Here is a 13,845-nt window from a genome sequence, read left to right on the forward strand (position 1 = left end):
TTTTGTTTTTTAGCTAGTTTTTAGCAGCTGGTTTCCCGGTTTTAGTAGTAATTATTACAACTCCCTTTTTACCTTTTTCACCATATTTTGATGTGGCTTCTAAGTCCTGAAGAACTGTAATGGTTTTAATTTCCTGTTTATTCAATGGTGCATAAGGACTTGTTGGGTTTTTACCAAACAAGTCATTCTCAGAATAATAGATTCCGTCGATAATATATAGCGGGGCATCCAGAACTACCAGCGAATCTACATTTTCAGGTTCTAAATTAGAAAGTTCATTTTGCATCATTTTATCTCTTTTCTCGTCGTTGCTATGAGATATTGCATTTCCGTTCATAACAATTAGTGGCGCACTTTTTTTAACCATTTGATTTGGTCTGTCAGCATAAGCCATTTTAGCCGATTCTCTCTCTGCAGATCTGGAATATCCTAAACTTTGAACTGCTTTGTCTTTTAAAACAGAATTTTCTTCTTCGTTAGAATCATCAGATTGTATTGGTGCATTGGCAGCAACGACTGGTGCAACAACTGGTGCAGCATCAGCCTGATTTGATATAGATTCATATGACACAGAACCTTGTACTTCCTGTATTGCTACAGCTTGTTTTTGCAGGGTTTGTTTTTCCAGGATCTTAACGGCTTCGGCTTTTGGTACAAGTGGTGAGTCTGCTGAAACAACTGCATTATCTTTTTCAGTTGCAGATTGCTGAATTACTTCTTTATTGGTTTCATTAACAACAACTTTTGGATTTTGAATTGTTTTTTGATCTGATTTTATAAACTGCGAACTTAGAGATATTAATAATAAAAGAGAAGCTGCGATGGCAATTTTCTTCCATAACGAAATTGTTTTTTTATCTTCTTTTTTATCCAGTTTATCTTCTACGCGAGACCAGACTTTCTCCATTCCCGGAAAGCTCTTCGATTCCGCATTATGTGCGGCTTCTTTAAATTTATCGAATATTTTATCTTGATTGTCCATGACTATTTTGCTTTTTGGTAATACAATTTATTTACTAATTCCTTTAGCTTTGTTTTAGCGGCATTCAATTGTGATTTTGATGTGCCTTCAGAAATGTTAAGCATCGCGGCTATTTCTTTGTGTGCAAAACCTTCAATAACAAAAAGGTTAAAAACAGTTTTACAGCCGTCTGGAATATGGTTTAGTAAATTGAGTAAATCTTCTTCTTCTAATGAATTAATTTCTTCTGTAAAAGGTTGTGAAAGCAATTTGACATCATCAAGATACATATTGAAATTGGTATTTTTCCTGATAGTTGCCAAACAATGGTTAACCGTTATTCTTCGTGCCCACGCCTCAAAAGCTAAAACTTCCTTAAGTTGTTCCAGTTTTGTAAATATGGTATAGAAAGCGTCAGCCACAGCTTCTTCTATTTCTTCTTCCTTTTTGAGGTATCGTTTGCAAAGGCGATACAATTTTGGAGCCATATGCTCATAAACCTGACGCTGAGCATCGCGGTTCATTTTTTTGCAGTTAGAAATTAGCGTTTCGTTTATCACAATTGTTGTCTTTATACTAAAGAGAGATGAAAAGATAAAAAGGTTGGGACGGTTATTAAAAAAAGTTTTTTTTTAAAGGTTCAAAGCGGCAAAGGTTCAGAGGTTTTCTGTAGAGACGCACAGCAGTGCGTCTTGGTCTGGTGTGTATTTATGGCGGATATTCTTTGCGGGAGACGCACTGCTGTGCGTCTCTACGCTATTTGGGAGTCATTGTGAGGAACGAAGTAATCTCATCCAGTATTTTTTTGACTAGCAAATTTGCTTTTTTAGTGATTGCTTCGTTCCTCGTAATGACATAAAACGTGTTTAAAACGTTATTTAACCGGCAAACTCAATTTAAAAATCTTAGTTTCAAGTAACTCCGTATCATTATCTTCACAAAGCAAAAACTCGATTTTATTGTTCTCTTTTTTATAGAAAGTTAAACCTTCGAACTTATTAGTTGAGGTTATTTTTTGCGTAAAATCTATTTTCATGGTTTTAAGATCGATTCGGCCAATAAAACTTCCTAAGATTTCCCCGTCGTCATAAGTTGATTTGGTATCTTCTGCAGTTGAGAGGAAATAGATTTTGTCTTCGACCAAAACAGCATCGGTAAAACTGGAACGAACGCCTTTAATTTTTGGTAATTTATAGTTTGTTGCAACTAAGGCAAATTCTTCGCCCAGACTTTTTGCATGAATGGTAAAAATGGTGTTTTTATTTGAGATTCCATTTCCGCGATTGAATAGGTACCAGTTTTCTCCATCGAAAATAGCGCCTTCGAGATTAAAATCTTCCGGTTTTATTTCGCCAAAACTTTGCATTAAACCATATAAATCGACCAGATTGTTTTTTTGTAAAATCGTTTTATTCTTAAGATCAAACTCAATCATTTTGTTTCGGTTTTCAGTAGAACCGGAACCAAAAACATAAAGTGTATCGTTGTGATTTGTTATGGATTCAAAATCTGGTTTTAGATTTTTAGGGATATTCTGTGACGGATTATCAATTAAAGCATGTTGGTTTAATTGTTGATTTTGCATGTTGTATTCGTATAGATATCCGCTGTTGTCGCCAATAATATAAAGAGCATCGTTATTATAAAATAATCCTGATGCGGAACCAATGCCTATGATTTGAAATAATACTTCTAATGTGAATTTTTCCATGAATGTTGTTTTGAATACTAAAACCCAGCCTTGATGGCAATGAAAAAGTATTATAATGAATAGCAGTTCCGATAGTTATCGGAATTCGTAAAATTAGTATATTTATAGTAATAAAAATGAAAGATATATGAAATCGATAGACCCGAAGGATTTTAAAGTTACAGATAAAATAAAGTTATCAAAGATTCCGACTTTGTTAAAAGTAAAAGCTGACGACGACGAGAAAGAAGAAAAACTGGATAAAGTACAAGCAAAACTCAGCGATTTACAGGATGTGATGTATGCACATAATAAATATTCGGTTTTAATTTGCCTTCAGGGAATGGATACATCGGGAAAGGATAGTTTAATCAGGGAAGTTTTTAAAGAATTTAATCCGCGTGGAGTAGTGGTGCACAGTTTTAAAACACCAAATTCGGCTGAATTAGAGCATGACTATTTGTGGAGACATTATATCGCGTTGCCGGAAAAAGGAAAGTTTGCAATTTTTAATCGTACACATTACGAGAATGTTTTGGTAACGCGTGTACATCCTGAATTTATTTTGGCAGAGAATTTACCGGGAATTAATTCTGTTGAAGATATTAAGCCAAAATTCTGGAAAAAGAGAATCGAGCAAATTAATAATTTTGAAAGTCATATTGCAGAAAACGGAACAATTGTCATGAAGTTTTATCTGCATTTGAGTAAAGAAGAACAACGCCAACGTTTGTTACGCCGACTCGAAGAAGGAAAACACAATTGGAAATTTTCGCCCGGAGATTTAAAAGAACGCGAATATTGGGATGAATATCAGGAATATTATGAAGAGGCAATAAACAAGACTTCTACAGAACATGCACCATGGTATATTGTTCCTGCTGATGATAAAGAAATGGCACGTTATATTGTCGCCAAAATTATTTGGGAAGAGATGAAACAATACACAGATATTAAAGAGCCGGAACTAGACGATAAAATAAAAGCCAATTTTGAAGATTATAAGAAAACCTTAGAAAAGAATTAAACAGGATATCATAGATTTTCTCTAAAAACACAAAAAACAATTTTTACTACATAAAGTTTTGTAAGGAGTTTTATCTGTACTTCGAAATTTAAAAATCGATTAAAAAAAGAGTCTTAGAAATAAGGCTCATTTTTTTGCTTTTATGTTACTGTAAGTTTATGAGTATTTTGTATTACTAATTTAATGTTAATTTTTAGAGATAAATAATTCAATTGTGGTAAAAGTCTTGTTTTTTTATTAATATCAAAGACATTTTAACTTAAAGAGTAGGTATTTACTTTGTAAAAAAAAATAGAAACCAATTTTTAGCTAAATGAAACGAATTATTTTACCTCTATTTATTTTAGGTTCGTTACTTACATCCTGTAATAACGATTCTAAAGACGAAACTGAACCAACAAGCGTTGTGTTAAAAGATCAATCTGTAACGCCAAGTTTATTGAAGGCACAAGCAGGTTTTGAAAATTTAAAAATTTATTCTCTTTTTAGTTCAGATGATGTTTTTCCGGACAGTCCTAAATTTATTTTTGGAGGTTCAGCTGATGGTTCAGGTTTATTGAAAAACAGTGACGGAACTTTTACTTTTTTAGTAAATAACGAAGACAATTTTGCGGTTTCGAGAATTACACTAGACAAAACTTTTAAACCTACTAAAGGAGAATATTTGTTGAACTCTAACGGTGGAACCTGGAGATTGTGTGGTGCAACTATGGCTACACAAGAAGAACATGGTTTTGGACCGGTTTATTTAACGTGTGGAGAATCCGGAGAAGAATCGCGTACGCATGCATTAGATCCTTACGGAAGCGCAGGAACTGCTTCTGTATCTAAAGAATTGGCAGGTTTTGGTCGTTTAAGCGCTGAGAATGCTTTGCCACTTCGTACTTCAGCTTACAAAGGAAAAACAGTTGTTGTTATTGGTGATGATGATTCCGGAACTTACGGTGGTCAGGTTTTTATGTATGTATCAAATACAGTGGGTGATTTAACCGGAGGATCTTTGTATATGCTAAAAAGAAACGATGATAACCAAAGAGAAAAAGATATGGAAGTTAGTAAAACGTATCCTGTTTCTTTTGTAAAAATTGATAATCATACAACACTTACTGGAGCTCAAATTAATGCAGCTGTAAATACTTTGAAAGCGATTAAATTTGGTCGTGTAGAAGATTTAGATTACCGTAAAGGTGGTGATAAAGCAGATCGCGAATTGTATTTTAATGTAACGGGACAAGATATTACGACAACTAATGCCGATGGTTCAAGAACTAAATACGGTAGAGTTTACAGATTAAATCTTGATGCGGCTGACCCATTAAAAGGAACTCTTGAAGTTATTCTTGATGGTGATAATCGTTCAGGAATTGCAGGTAAATTTCAGAATCCGGATAATATTTGTGTAACTAAAAACTATGTTTATGTTCAGGAAGATGCTAACGGATATGGAGATGAAACTCACGATGCTTACATCTATCAATACAATATTGCTACAAAAGATTTGAAAGTTGTAGTAGAATTAGATCACCGTCGTACTCAACCTGATGCTGCGAAATATAATGTAGCTACAAAAGATCTTGATCCAAACAAAAAAGGAGTTTGGGAATATGGTGCCTTAATTGATGTTTCTGATCAATTGGGTATTCCAGATACTTTTATGCTAAGTATACAACCGCATTCCTGGACAGCTGAAAAATACAAAGCCGTTGACGGAGGAACAAAACGTCCTGTAGAAAATCAGGCAAGTCAAATCGTAGTCATTAAAGGCTTAGCGAGATAAATTTTTAAGTCATTACAAAACAGTTCTCCACTATTTCTTTTGAGGTAGTGGTTTCTGTTTTTCTGAATATTCTTCTTTTAATTGTTATGAGATCATGAAAAAAATATATTGTTTGTTGTTCTTGATGGCATTTGCTGCTTGTCAGAAAAAAAGCAAACATCAGGAAGTAAATGAGTTGTTTCAATCTGATATTACTTTATTGATTGAAAAAGTTGCCAAGCTTAAATATTCGGTACAAGTAGATTCTACCGAAACTCAAATTCAGAGACAATTTCTGGAAGCGCATCAAAGCTATAAAAAGGTCGAAATGATAAGTGAATATTATTTGCCTGAAGTTTCTAAGTCTATAAACGGACCTGCAATACCGGAGTTTGAAGAAAATGATAAAGTGACCGTTCCTCCCGAAGGATTTCAGGTTATTGAAGAATTGGTTTTTCCAAAATATGATAAGAAAAGTAAAAAAGAACTACTCCAGGAATTGGGTATTTTATCAGCCAATTTAATTCGGTTAGAAAAAGTTTCTAATTCGACTGAATTGACCGATGCGCACGTTTTTGATGCCATGCGATTAGAGGTTTACAGAATTATAACTTTAGGAATCACCGGATTTGATTCGCCTGTGGTTTTGAATTCACTTCCTGAAGCTTCAGTAGCTTTAGAAACTATCCAGAAATATTATAGTATTTATTTAGAGAATAAATCAATTTCAAATTCTAAACAAGTACTTCAAATTTTAGAAAATGGAAAGAAGTATTTAAAAACTAATACTAATTTTAATGCTTTTGACAGAGCATATTTTATCAAAGAAATTTTAAATCCGTTAAGTAAAGGAATTTTTAAAACACAATCCGAATTAGGAATTCCGTTAATGAAAGAGCAAAGAGGTTTGAAAGTAACTGCACAAACTTTATTCGATGCCGCTGCTTTTGATGCTGAAGCATTCTCCGGTTTTCCGGATTATAAAACAACACCGGAGAAAATTGCTCTGGGCAAAAAGTTATTCAATGATCCTGTTTTGTCAGGAAACAATACGCGTTCGTGTGCTTCCTGTCATCATGCGGAAAAAGCCTTTACAGATGGTGTAGAAAGAGCAGTTGCATTAGATGGAAAATTGATGATTCAACGCAATACACCAACACTTACGAATATTGCTTTTCAACGCGTATTTTTTGCAGATTCAAGAGTAAGCTATCTCGAAGATCAGGCAATTGCAGTTATTCGTAATGAAAACGAAATGCACGGATCTCTGGAGAAGTCAGCTTTGACAATTAAAAAAAATAAGAAATACGTAAAGGAGTTCAAAAAAGCTTTCCCAAAAGGAGAAATAAATGAATTTGAGATTAAAAATGCTTTGGCATCTTACATTCGTTCTTTGAGTCAATACGATTCTAAGTTCGATCAATACATGCAAAATAAAGTAACGTTTACGCCAGATGAAAAAGCCGGTTTTAATTTATTTGCCGGAAAAGCTAAATGCGCGACTTGTCATTTTATCCCCTTAACAAACGGAACTGTTCCGCCAAATTTTAACCGCTCTGAAAGTGAGATTTTAGGTGTTCCCAATAAAAATAAAAAACTTGATGGAGATTTGGGCAAATTTGTGATTACGCAAGCTGCAATTCATAAATATTCATTTAAAACACCAACTATTAGAAACATTGAACTTACAGCGCCTTACATGCATAATGGAGTTTATAAAACGCTTGAAGAAGTTGTTGATTTCTATAATGAAGGCGGAGGATTGGGCCTGGGATTCGATCTCCCAAACCAAACTTTGCCGGAAGACAAATTAAACCTATCTGATATAGAGAAAAAACAGCTTATTGCTTTTATGAGAACTTTGACGGATGAGAAGTATTTGGAGAGGAGAGAGGTAAGAATAAAGAGGAAAGAATAAAGAGGAAAGAGTATAGATTGAAGAAAATTTAGCTTTGTGTTTTGATTTTAATGCAAAGCATGTAAAGAATTTATTTTTAATATTTTATAAAAACGCAAAGTTCGCAAAGCTGGTTTTTACAAAGCTTTGTGAACTTTGCGCATTCTTAGCGTTCTTTGCGGTTAAATTTTTTATCCACAGGTTAGCATAAAATAGTTCCATTGGTCAAAACAACAATGTAGTTCATCAAACTAATTTTAATAGCGTTTTAGGTTTGTGCTCCTTTGCATCAAATTAATAAAAACTATTATCATGAACATGAACAAATTATTATTGTTTACTACAATTTTCTTATTAGGATTAGTTGCTAAAATGAATGCACAATCCCCGCTTCCTATTCATATTGGTATAAAAGGAGGATCTAATTTTTCTGAATTGCCGGTTTCAGATGGCTTTAGTTCAAAATATGCTGTAGGTTATTTTGGTGGTGCAATGGCTCGATTTGATTTTAAAAGATTCTATATTCAAAATGAAATTCTGTATAGCGAGAAGTCATCTAAAATTGATAAAACTTCAGGAACCGGATCGAAAAATGCAAAATGGAGAAGTATCGAAGTACCTTTGGTTATTGGATATAAAGTAGTTGATCTTACCGCTTTAAATGTTAGAGTTTTTGCTGGTGGAGTTTATTCTTATGTTTTCGATGAAAACTTTTCATCATTAAATCAATTAAAAGATTCGTATACAAAATTTGATAAATCTAATATTGGATATCAGGTTGGGGCAGGAGTTGAGGTCTGGAAATTTACTGTAGATTTTACCTATCAGGGCGGATTAAATAATGTGAACAAAAATTTCAGTTCAAAACCCAATTCATTCAATGTGGGTGTTGGTTATTTTTTCTTGTAAGCCTACATTTTATCACGCAATCCTATACACAGCAAAGAATCTTTTTGGTTCTTTGCTGTTTGTTTAAAAAATATAGGGTTAATTTTGAATATAAATTTTCTTATAAATTATTAAGATGGTTACAAATTATAAAAATAGGCATTGGATATTTTTAGTCTTTTTTTGGAGCTTATTAGGTATGACAATCTGGGCGCAGATGATCGAGGATTACGATTTTTTGGCAGCCACGATTCAGGCTGTTTTAGTTTTGTTTTGTTCTGCCGTTTTAGCTCATATTTTAAGTGATGTTATACTACCCAAAGCGCTAAAGCAAAATAAAATGAACTGGTTTGCTTTACAAAGCGTTATTGTTGTATTGCTTTTGGCATTTTGTCTGTCATTGATTTATATTGTTTTTTCAGATTCGGTTTTGAGAAGAAAAGCATATCCTGAAGCAGAAGATGTAGATTCTCTTCATTTTTTGTGGACACGATTTTACGGTAATATTCCATCAGCAATTTTAATTTGCGGTACTGCTTGCGGACTTCGATTTTATCAGGAACATAATGTCATCGAAAGAAATCATGCGCAGTTACAACAAGTACATCTTGAAGCTCAAATCAAGATTTTGCAGGATCAGATTAATCCGCATTTGATGTTTAATGTCCTGAACCATATTCATATTCTAATGCAGAGTAATGTTCAATTAGCTTCGGTTTTATTGGTTCAGTTTTCAGATATTTTACGTTATCAATTGTATGAATGCAATAAGGAATATGTGCCGTTGCATCTTGAGATCAAATATCTAAAAGATTTAATTGCTGTTGAAGAAACCCGTTGGGGAAATGAACTTGAAGTAAAAAGTAAATGGAATATAGAAGACGGACAGCTTCAGATCGTTCCGTTACTTTTGGTTCCTTTGATCGAAAATGCCTTTAAACATGTTTCCCGACTTCCAAACGAAAAAGGATATGTTCATTTGTCCTGCGAGCAAACAAATCATCAATTAAATTTCAGAATCGAAAATTCGTATACCGAACAATATAAAATCCCATCTAAAAGCCAGGGATTAGGACTTGAAAACGTGAAGAAAAGATTAGCGATTCAATATCCTGAAAAACATCAATTCAATGTCAATAAAACCAATTCTAATTTTACGGTTACTGTAGCTTTAGATTTAAAATGATTTTTGTAAAAGAGGAAAGATGCAAGAATAAAGAATAAAGAATAAAGAATAAAGAATAAAGAATAAAGAATAAAGAATAAATCTGCTTAATCTGCAAAATCTGCGGGAAACAAAAAAATAAAAATTAAACCTGAAACAAAGAAAACCTGAAACAAAAAAATATGAATATGAAATGCCTCGTTATCGACGACGAACCTATAGCAAGAAGCGGAATAGTAGACTTTGTTTCTAAAATTGATTTTCTGGAAGTTATAGGGACTTGTGCTTCGGCATTAGAAGCGACCGCTTATATTCAGGAAAAGCAGGTTGATTTATTATTTCTGGATATCAATATGCCATATCTCTCCGGATTAGAATTTTTAGAATCTTTGGATAATCCGCCTTTGGTTATTTTAACTACAGCTTATTCTGAACATGCTTTAGACGGATATCGTTTACAAGTGGTCGATTATTTATTAAAGCCTATTACATTTCAGCGTTTCTATCAGGCTTCATTAAAGGCAAAACAATGGTATGAAATGATGCAGTCTCCAAAACAAAATCATTTAGATCCGTTTTTATATGTGCGTCAGGAAGAAGGATTTCAGAAAATTTCCTGGGTAGATATTTTGTATATCGAAGGAATGCAGAATTATGCTAAACTTCATTTTAAGGATAAAGTTATCGTCATTCACCAAACCATGATTTCATTAGAAGAAACATTACCCAAAGAGATTTTTTTTAGAATTCATAAATCGTTTTTGATCAATATTACCCATATAGATTCTGTTTCCGGCGGACGATTGTTTATAAAAGGACAAGAACTACCTATTTCAAGAACACGCCGCGAAGCATTATTGAAAGAGGTAGTCTATAAAAACTTATTAAGCAGATAGCGCTAGAATTTCCATTTTAGAGCTATTGCTCCATAAAATGTTGTTGTAAATTTAGGATCTGCAATATCTTTTTCCTTAAAAATATCTTTGATTTTTCTATTTGTAGTAGAGAAGTTGCGAACCAGAGTAGTTCCCGCAGTGGGTTCTAAAGTCCAGTGTTCACCAAATTTTAGTTGAGGTCTTAAGCCTGCAATAATTTGCTGATATCCTAATAGTGAAGATTTATTTCCAATTTTGGTTTCTGCCGTCATTCCGCTTAATTCTACGACGGCTTTTAAATCGAAAGTATCAGACATTCTATATCCTACTTCTGCACCTTCCGGAAAAGCAATCCTGAAATGCAAAGCTCCTTTCGATTCCCAATTAAAATAAATTCCCGGAAGTACCATAGGAACACCAAAACTATTGGTTAAAACCGGTCCTATACCTAAAGCCAGATTAGGATTAAATTGTTTAATAAAAAGAACACCACCTTGTATCAGGACATCATCTTTATTAATCTCGACCATATCGGTATAAACACCAACAGAAGCCAGAATCAATAAAGACCAGGAAGGAGAAATGGAACGCAAATGCTTAACCCCAATTTGTGTATTTAGAAGTTCGTTAGGAAATCCTGCCTGAAATTCTATTGGAAGAGATTGAATTTCGTAATTCTTATTTTCCATTCTGGCATAACTTCCATTAACAAAAACCGACCAGAGTCTTGGATGATTGTATTTGTCCATTTTTAAGGAAAGAGGAATTTCAAAAGCGATCTGAGCTCTTTTAAAATTACTTTCGGCATTTGTTTTAGTGCTGTCCATTGGCCGTACGTATTTCGAAAAAGGAACATAATCGACTTTGAATTCACCTGAAATTCCGGATTGTGACCTTGCGGTAAGTGAAACTAATAGAAAAAGAAAAAGCTGCGAGAGATAAAAAACTGTTTTGTTCATGATTTGATTAATTTTTCTGCTAATTACCGCGTTCTAAATCAATCTTAAAAAATCATTTGACTAATGGTACTTCTGTTTTGACCAACGGTATAAATTACAAAACCCGAGAGACTATGCGATCTCTCGGGTTTATACCAAAAACAAAAAAATAAAATAAACCTTTTCTTTTATAAATCAAAACCGTAAGCCAGACGTAAAGCCACTTGGTTGGTTTTGAATTTGTTGTAGTCCTCGTAACGAACACTTATGTCAATGTATTTGTTGGCGTATCCAATTCCTGGCGCCCATAAAAAAGTAGTTTGATCGTAACCGTTTGTAACAGCAAAACCAGCACCAACTTCTCCTAAAACATAAAATTGATCTTCCCAAATAAAGGCTTTAAAACCAGCTTTTGCAGGAATAAATCCAAGATCTTTTGCATCAACTCCATTTTCATCTTTTCCCATAAATAAATTGGTAAAACCAGTTGTAAGGGTCAATGATGTTCTTTTTGTTAAATCATATTGTAAACGCACATCTCCACCTAAAGACCAGTCGTATGCGTTATCTGTAGGAAGTCCTCCGTTTAACCCGAATCCTAATCTAAAACCCTGATCGTAATTTTTAACTTCACTGTCTTGAGCGAAAGTAGTATTGGCGTATAATAAAGCGAAAGCAGCTAGGCATAACATTTGTAATTTTCTCATGACAATTTTTTTTGAATTTTTAATACTGTAAAAATACTTTCAACGTCTAAGGAGGTTGTTATATAATTTTTAATAATTGTTATATAATATTAGGTTTCGTGTAAAATCACCTTAATATTAGCTTATGTTTTTAATAATATCAAAGAATCCAAAGCTTCTGATTATCTTTGCCGACTAAAAAAGATTACAAGTGAATTTAGCGCAGTATACAAAGGAGTTTTCATATAATTTAAGATTAGCATATCCTATTATATTAGGAATGGTTGGACACACCTTAATAGGTATTGTCGATAATATAATGGTAGGGAAATTAGGAAGTACAGAACTTGCAGCTGTTTCATTAGGAAACAGCATGATTTTTATCGCGATGTCATTAGGTATTGGTTTTTCGACAGCGATTACGCCAATTGTAGCCGAAGGTGATGCAGAGAAAAATGACAGCAAAATTCGTTCAGCATTTCATCATGGTCTGTTTTTATGTACCGTTTTAGGATTAGTGCTTTTTGGTGTAATTGTTCTGGCAAAGCCAATAATGGAATTGCTGCAGCAACCTGCAGATGTAATTGCGCTTGCAAAACCTTATCTTGATTGGGTGGCTTTCTCGTTGATTCCTTTAATCATGTATCAGGGATATAAACAATTTGCTGACGGTTTATCGTTGACAAAATATTCGATGTATGCCATGATTATGGCAAATGTGCTGCATGTTGGTATTAACTATATGTTGATCTACGGAATCTGGATTTTTCCTAAAATGGGAATTATAGGAGCAGCTCTGGGAACCGTTATTTCAAGAATATTTCTGGTAATGTTCATGCATATTATGTTGTCAAGAAGAGATGATTTAAAACGTTTCTTTAAGAACTTCAGTTTTGATGAAATTAAAAAAGAGACTATAAAAAAGATTATAAGTATAGGTTTTCCATCAGCAATGCAAATGCTTTTTGAGGTTGTTTTGTTTACAGCATCAATCTGGCTTTGTGGCAATATTGGTAAAACGAGTCAGGCAGCCAATCAAATTGCTTTGAGTCTGGCCTCGCTTACTTTTATGTTTGCGATGGGATTAAGCGTTACTTCGATGATTAGAGTAAGTAATCAAAGAGGATTGCAGGATTTTAAAAACTTAATTGTAGTGGCGCGTTCTATATTTTTATTAGCCATTATTATAGAAACTGTTTTTGCAATTCTGTTCGTCGCTTTCCATAATTTTCTTCCTCATATCTTTTTAAATATGGAAAACAGCGGACAAATTCTGGATAATAGTGAAGTAATCAGTATCGCATCAAAATTACTTTTGATAGCGGCAGTTTTTCAAATTTCTGACGGGATTCAGGTAGTGGTTCTTGGAGCTTTGAGAGGATTGCAAGATGTAAAAGTTCCTATGTACATTACATTTGTGGCGTATTGGGTTATAGGTTTTCCTATTTCATATTATCTGGCAGAATATACTGAATTAAAGGCGCAAGGAGTTTGGATTGGTCTTTTGGCGGGATTAACTTCTGCAGCAATTTTCCTTTATATTCGTTTTCATTACCTGACAAAAAAATTAATCCAAAATTCATTTCCAAATAGTTAAATTTGAAGCTTGAATAAAGTTACCACTCCTGATAGCTATCGGGAGTGGCGAAAAAAATATAAAAATAATAAATATATAAAAATGGAATTACCTAAATTTTTACTCGGAGACAATACTGATTTTCCAGATGATATTTTCATCATTCATCTTGATTACCCAAGATTCATAATCAACTTAAAAGATGATGAGGTTGAGTTTATGGAAGAAGCAGAAGATCTTGATGAAGCAGAATTAAATGCTGAAATGGAAGGGTTAATTGTTCTGGCAAATGAATTTTACGACAGAGAAATAAAACGTTACGAAGAATAAATAGTAAAGGCGCACAGCAGTGCGTCTATCTTAAGGCCAGTTTCATACGTTATCCA

The 13,845-nt window shown here is 33.6% G+C and carries 13 protein-coding genes; 8 read left to right on the forward strand and 5 right to left on the reverse strand.

Features of this window, described 5'->3' with window-relative positions; all coding sequences use genetic code 11:
* Nucleotides 1-13: 13 nt before the first annotated feature.
* The 3 genes from BXU01_RS22430 to BXU01_RS22440 all read right to left on the reverse strand — a co-directional run bounded on the left by BXU01_RS22430 (nucleotide 14) and on the right by BXU01_RS22440 (nucleotide 2,672).
* Entirely contained in the window at nucleotides 14-982 is a 969-nt protein-coding gene (locus tag BXU01_RS22430) for a hypothetical protein (RefSeq protein WP_083695832.1), read from the reverse strand.
* Nucleotides 983-984: 2 nt separating this feature from the next.
* Nucleotides 985-1,485: an RNA polymerase sigma factor gene (locus tag BXU01_RS22435; protein ID WP_369819607.1), complete on the reverse strand. Its 501-nt coding sequence runs from the start codon at nucleotides 1,483-1,485 to the stop codon at nucleotides 985-987.
* A gap of 350 nt (nucleotides 1,486-1,835) precedes the next feature.
* Nucleotides 1,836-2,672, reverse strand: a complete 837-nt coding sequence (locus BXU01_RS22440; protein ID WP_083695835.1) for a hypothetical protein — start codon at nucleotides 2,670-2,672, stop codon at nucleotides 1,836-1,838.
* A gap of 127 nt (nucleotides 2,673-2,799) precedes the next feature.
* Here BXU01_RS22440 and BXU01_RS22445 point away from each other — a divergent pair, with 127 nt between their 5' ends.
* The 6 genes from BXU01_RS22445 to BXU01_RS22475 all read left to right on the forward strand — a co-directional run bounded on the left by BXU01_RS22445 (nucleotide 2,800) and on the right by BXU01_RS22475 (nucleotide 10,280).
* Nucleotides 2,800-3,678: a PPK2 family polyphosphate kinase gene (locus BXU01_RS22445; protein ID WP_055095476.1), complete on the forward strand. Its 879-nt coding sequence runs from the start codon at nucleotides 2,800-2,802 to the stop codon at nucleotides 3,676-3,678.
* Nucleotides 3,679-3,991: 313 nt separating this feature from the next.
* A complete protein-coding gene (locus tag BXU01_RS22450; protein WP_123774157.1) occupies nucleotides 3,992-5,455 on the forward strand; it encodes a hypothetical protein in 1,464 nt (487 codons plus the stop codon).
* A 94-nt stretch (nucleotides 5,456-5,549) separates the two neighbouring features.
* Nucleotides 5,550-7,352: a cytochrome-c peroxidase gene (locus BXU01_RS22455; RefSeq protein WP_083695838.1), complete on the forward strand. Its 1,803-nt coding sequence runs from the start codon at nucleotides 5,550-5,552 to the stop codon at nucleotides 7,350-7,352.
* A 291-nt stretch (nucleotides 7,353-7,643) separates the two neighbouring features.
* Entirely contained in the window at nucleotides 7,644-8,240 is a 597-nt protein-coding gene (locus BXU01_RS22460) for a porin family protein (protein WP_255373827.1), read from the forward strand.
* A 178-nt stretch (nucleotides 8,241-8,418) separates the two neighbouring features.
* The gene (locus tag BXU01_RS22465; protein ID WP_255373828.1) at nucleotides 8,419-9,405 is read left to right on the forward strand and encodes a sensor histidine kinase; all 987 of its coding nucleotides are present in this window, start codon (nucleotides 8,419-8,421) and stop codon (nucleotides 9,403-9,405) included.
* 161 nt (nucleotides 9,406-9,566) lie between these two features.
* A complete protein-coding gene (locus BXU01_RS22475) occupies nucleotides 9,567-10,280 on the forward strand; it encodes a LytTR family DNA-binding domain-containing protein (protein WP_083695846.1) in 714 nt (237 codons plus the stop codon).
* A gap of 2 nt (nucleotides 10,281-10,282) precedes the next feature.
* On the opposite strand, the gene BXU01_RS22480 is transcribed toward BXU01_RS22475, so the two are convergent.
* Both BXU01_RS22480 and BXU01_RS22485 read right to left on the reverse strand, forming a co-directional pair.
* Nucleotides 10,283-11,218: a DUF6268 family outer membrane beta-barrel protein gene (locus BXU01_RS22480; RefSeq protein WP_083695848.1), complete on the reverse strand. Its 936-nt coding sequence runs from the start codon at nucleotides 11,216-11,218 to the stop codon at nucleotides 10,283-10,285.
* Between the two features lie 167 nt (nucleotides 11,219-11,385).
* Nucleotides 11,386-11,904: a hypothetical protein gene (locus BXU01_RS22485; protein ID WP_083695851.1), complete on the reverse strand. Its 519-nt coding sequence runs from the start codon at nucleotides 11,902-11,904 to the stop codon at nucleotides 11,386-11,388.
* 190 nt (nucleotides 11,905-12,094) lie between these two features.
* Between BXU01_RS22485 and BXU01_RS22490 the strand changes: the two genes are divergently transcribed.
* A complete protein-coding gene (locus BXU01_RS22490; RefSeq protein ID WP_083695854.1) occupies nucleotides 12,095-13,480 on the forward strand; it encodes an MATE family efflux transporter in 1,386 nt (461 codons plus the stop codon).
* Nucleotides 13,481-13,561: 81 nt separating this feature from the next.
* The gene (locus BXU01_RS22495) at nucleotides 13,562-13,789 is read left to right on the forward strand and encodes a hypothetical protein (RefSeq protein WP_055095484.1); all 228 of its coding nucleotides are present in this window, start codon (nucleotides 13,562-13,564) and stop codon (nucleotides 13,787-13,789) included.
* The last annotated feature ends 56 nt before the right edge of the window (nucleotides 13,790-13,845 follow it).

It is taken from the genome of [Flexibacter] sp. ATCC 35103 (genome assembly GCF_001975985.1).
Taxonomy (GTDB): domain Bacteria; phylum Bacteroidota; class Bacteroidia; order Flavobacteriales; family Flavobacteriaceae; genus Flavobacterium.

Excerpts from the sequence above, each read along its gene's own strand:
- BXU01_RS22430 (WP_083695832.1), bottom strand. The coding sequence starts at position 982 with ATGGACAATCAAGATAAAATATTCGATAAATTTAAAGAAGCCGCACAT.
- BXU01_RS22435 (WP_369819607.1), bottom strand. The coding sequence starts at position 1,485 with ATGAACCGCGATGCTCAGCGTCAGGTTTATGAGCATATGGCTCCAAAA.
- BXU01_RS22440 (WP_083695835.1), bottom strand. The coding sequence starts at position 2,672 with ATGGAAAAATTCACATTAGAAGTATTATTTCAAATCATAGGCATTGGT.
- BXU01_RS22445 (WP_055095476.1), top strand. The coding sequence starts at position 2,800 with ATGAAATCGATAGACCCGAAGGATTTTAAAGTTACAGATAAAATAAAG.
- BXU01_RS22450 (WP_123774157.1), top strand. The coding sequence starts at position 3,992 with ATGAAACGAATTATTTTACCTCTATTTATTTTAGGTTCGTTACTTACA.
- BXU01_RS22455 (WP_083695838.1), top strand. The coding sequence starts at position 5,550 with ATGAAAAAAATATATTGTTTGTTGTTCTTGATGGCATTTGCTGCTTGT.
- BXU01_RS22460 (WP_255373827.1), top strand. The coding sequence starts at position 7,644 with ATGAACATGAACAAATTATTATTGTTTACTACAATTTTCTTATTAGGA.
- BXU01_RS22465 (WP_255373828.1), top strand. The coding sequence starts at position 8,419 with ATGACAATCTGGGCGCAGATGATCGAGGATTACGATTTTTTGGCAGCC.
- BXU01_RS22475 (WP_083695846.1), top strand. The coding sequence starts at position 9,567 with ATGAATATGAAATGCCTCGTTATCGACGACGAACCTATAGCAAGAAGC.
- BXU01_RS22480 (WP_083695848.1), bottom strand. The coding sequence starts at position 11,218 with ATGAACAAAACAGTTTTTTATCTCTCGCAGCTTTTTCTTTTTCTATTA.
- BXU01_RS22485 (WP_083695851.1), bottom strand. The coding sequence starts at position 11,904 with ATGAGAAAATTACAAATGTTATGCCTAGCTGCTTTCGCTTTATTATAC.
- BXU01_RS22495 (WP_055095484.1), top strand. The coding sequence starts at position 13,562 with ATGGAATTACCTAAATTTTTACTCGGAGACAATACTGATTTTCCAGAT.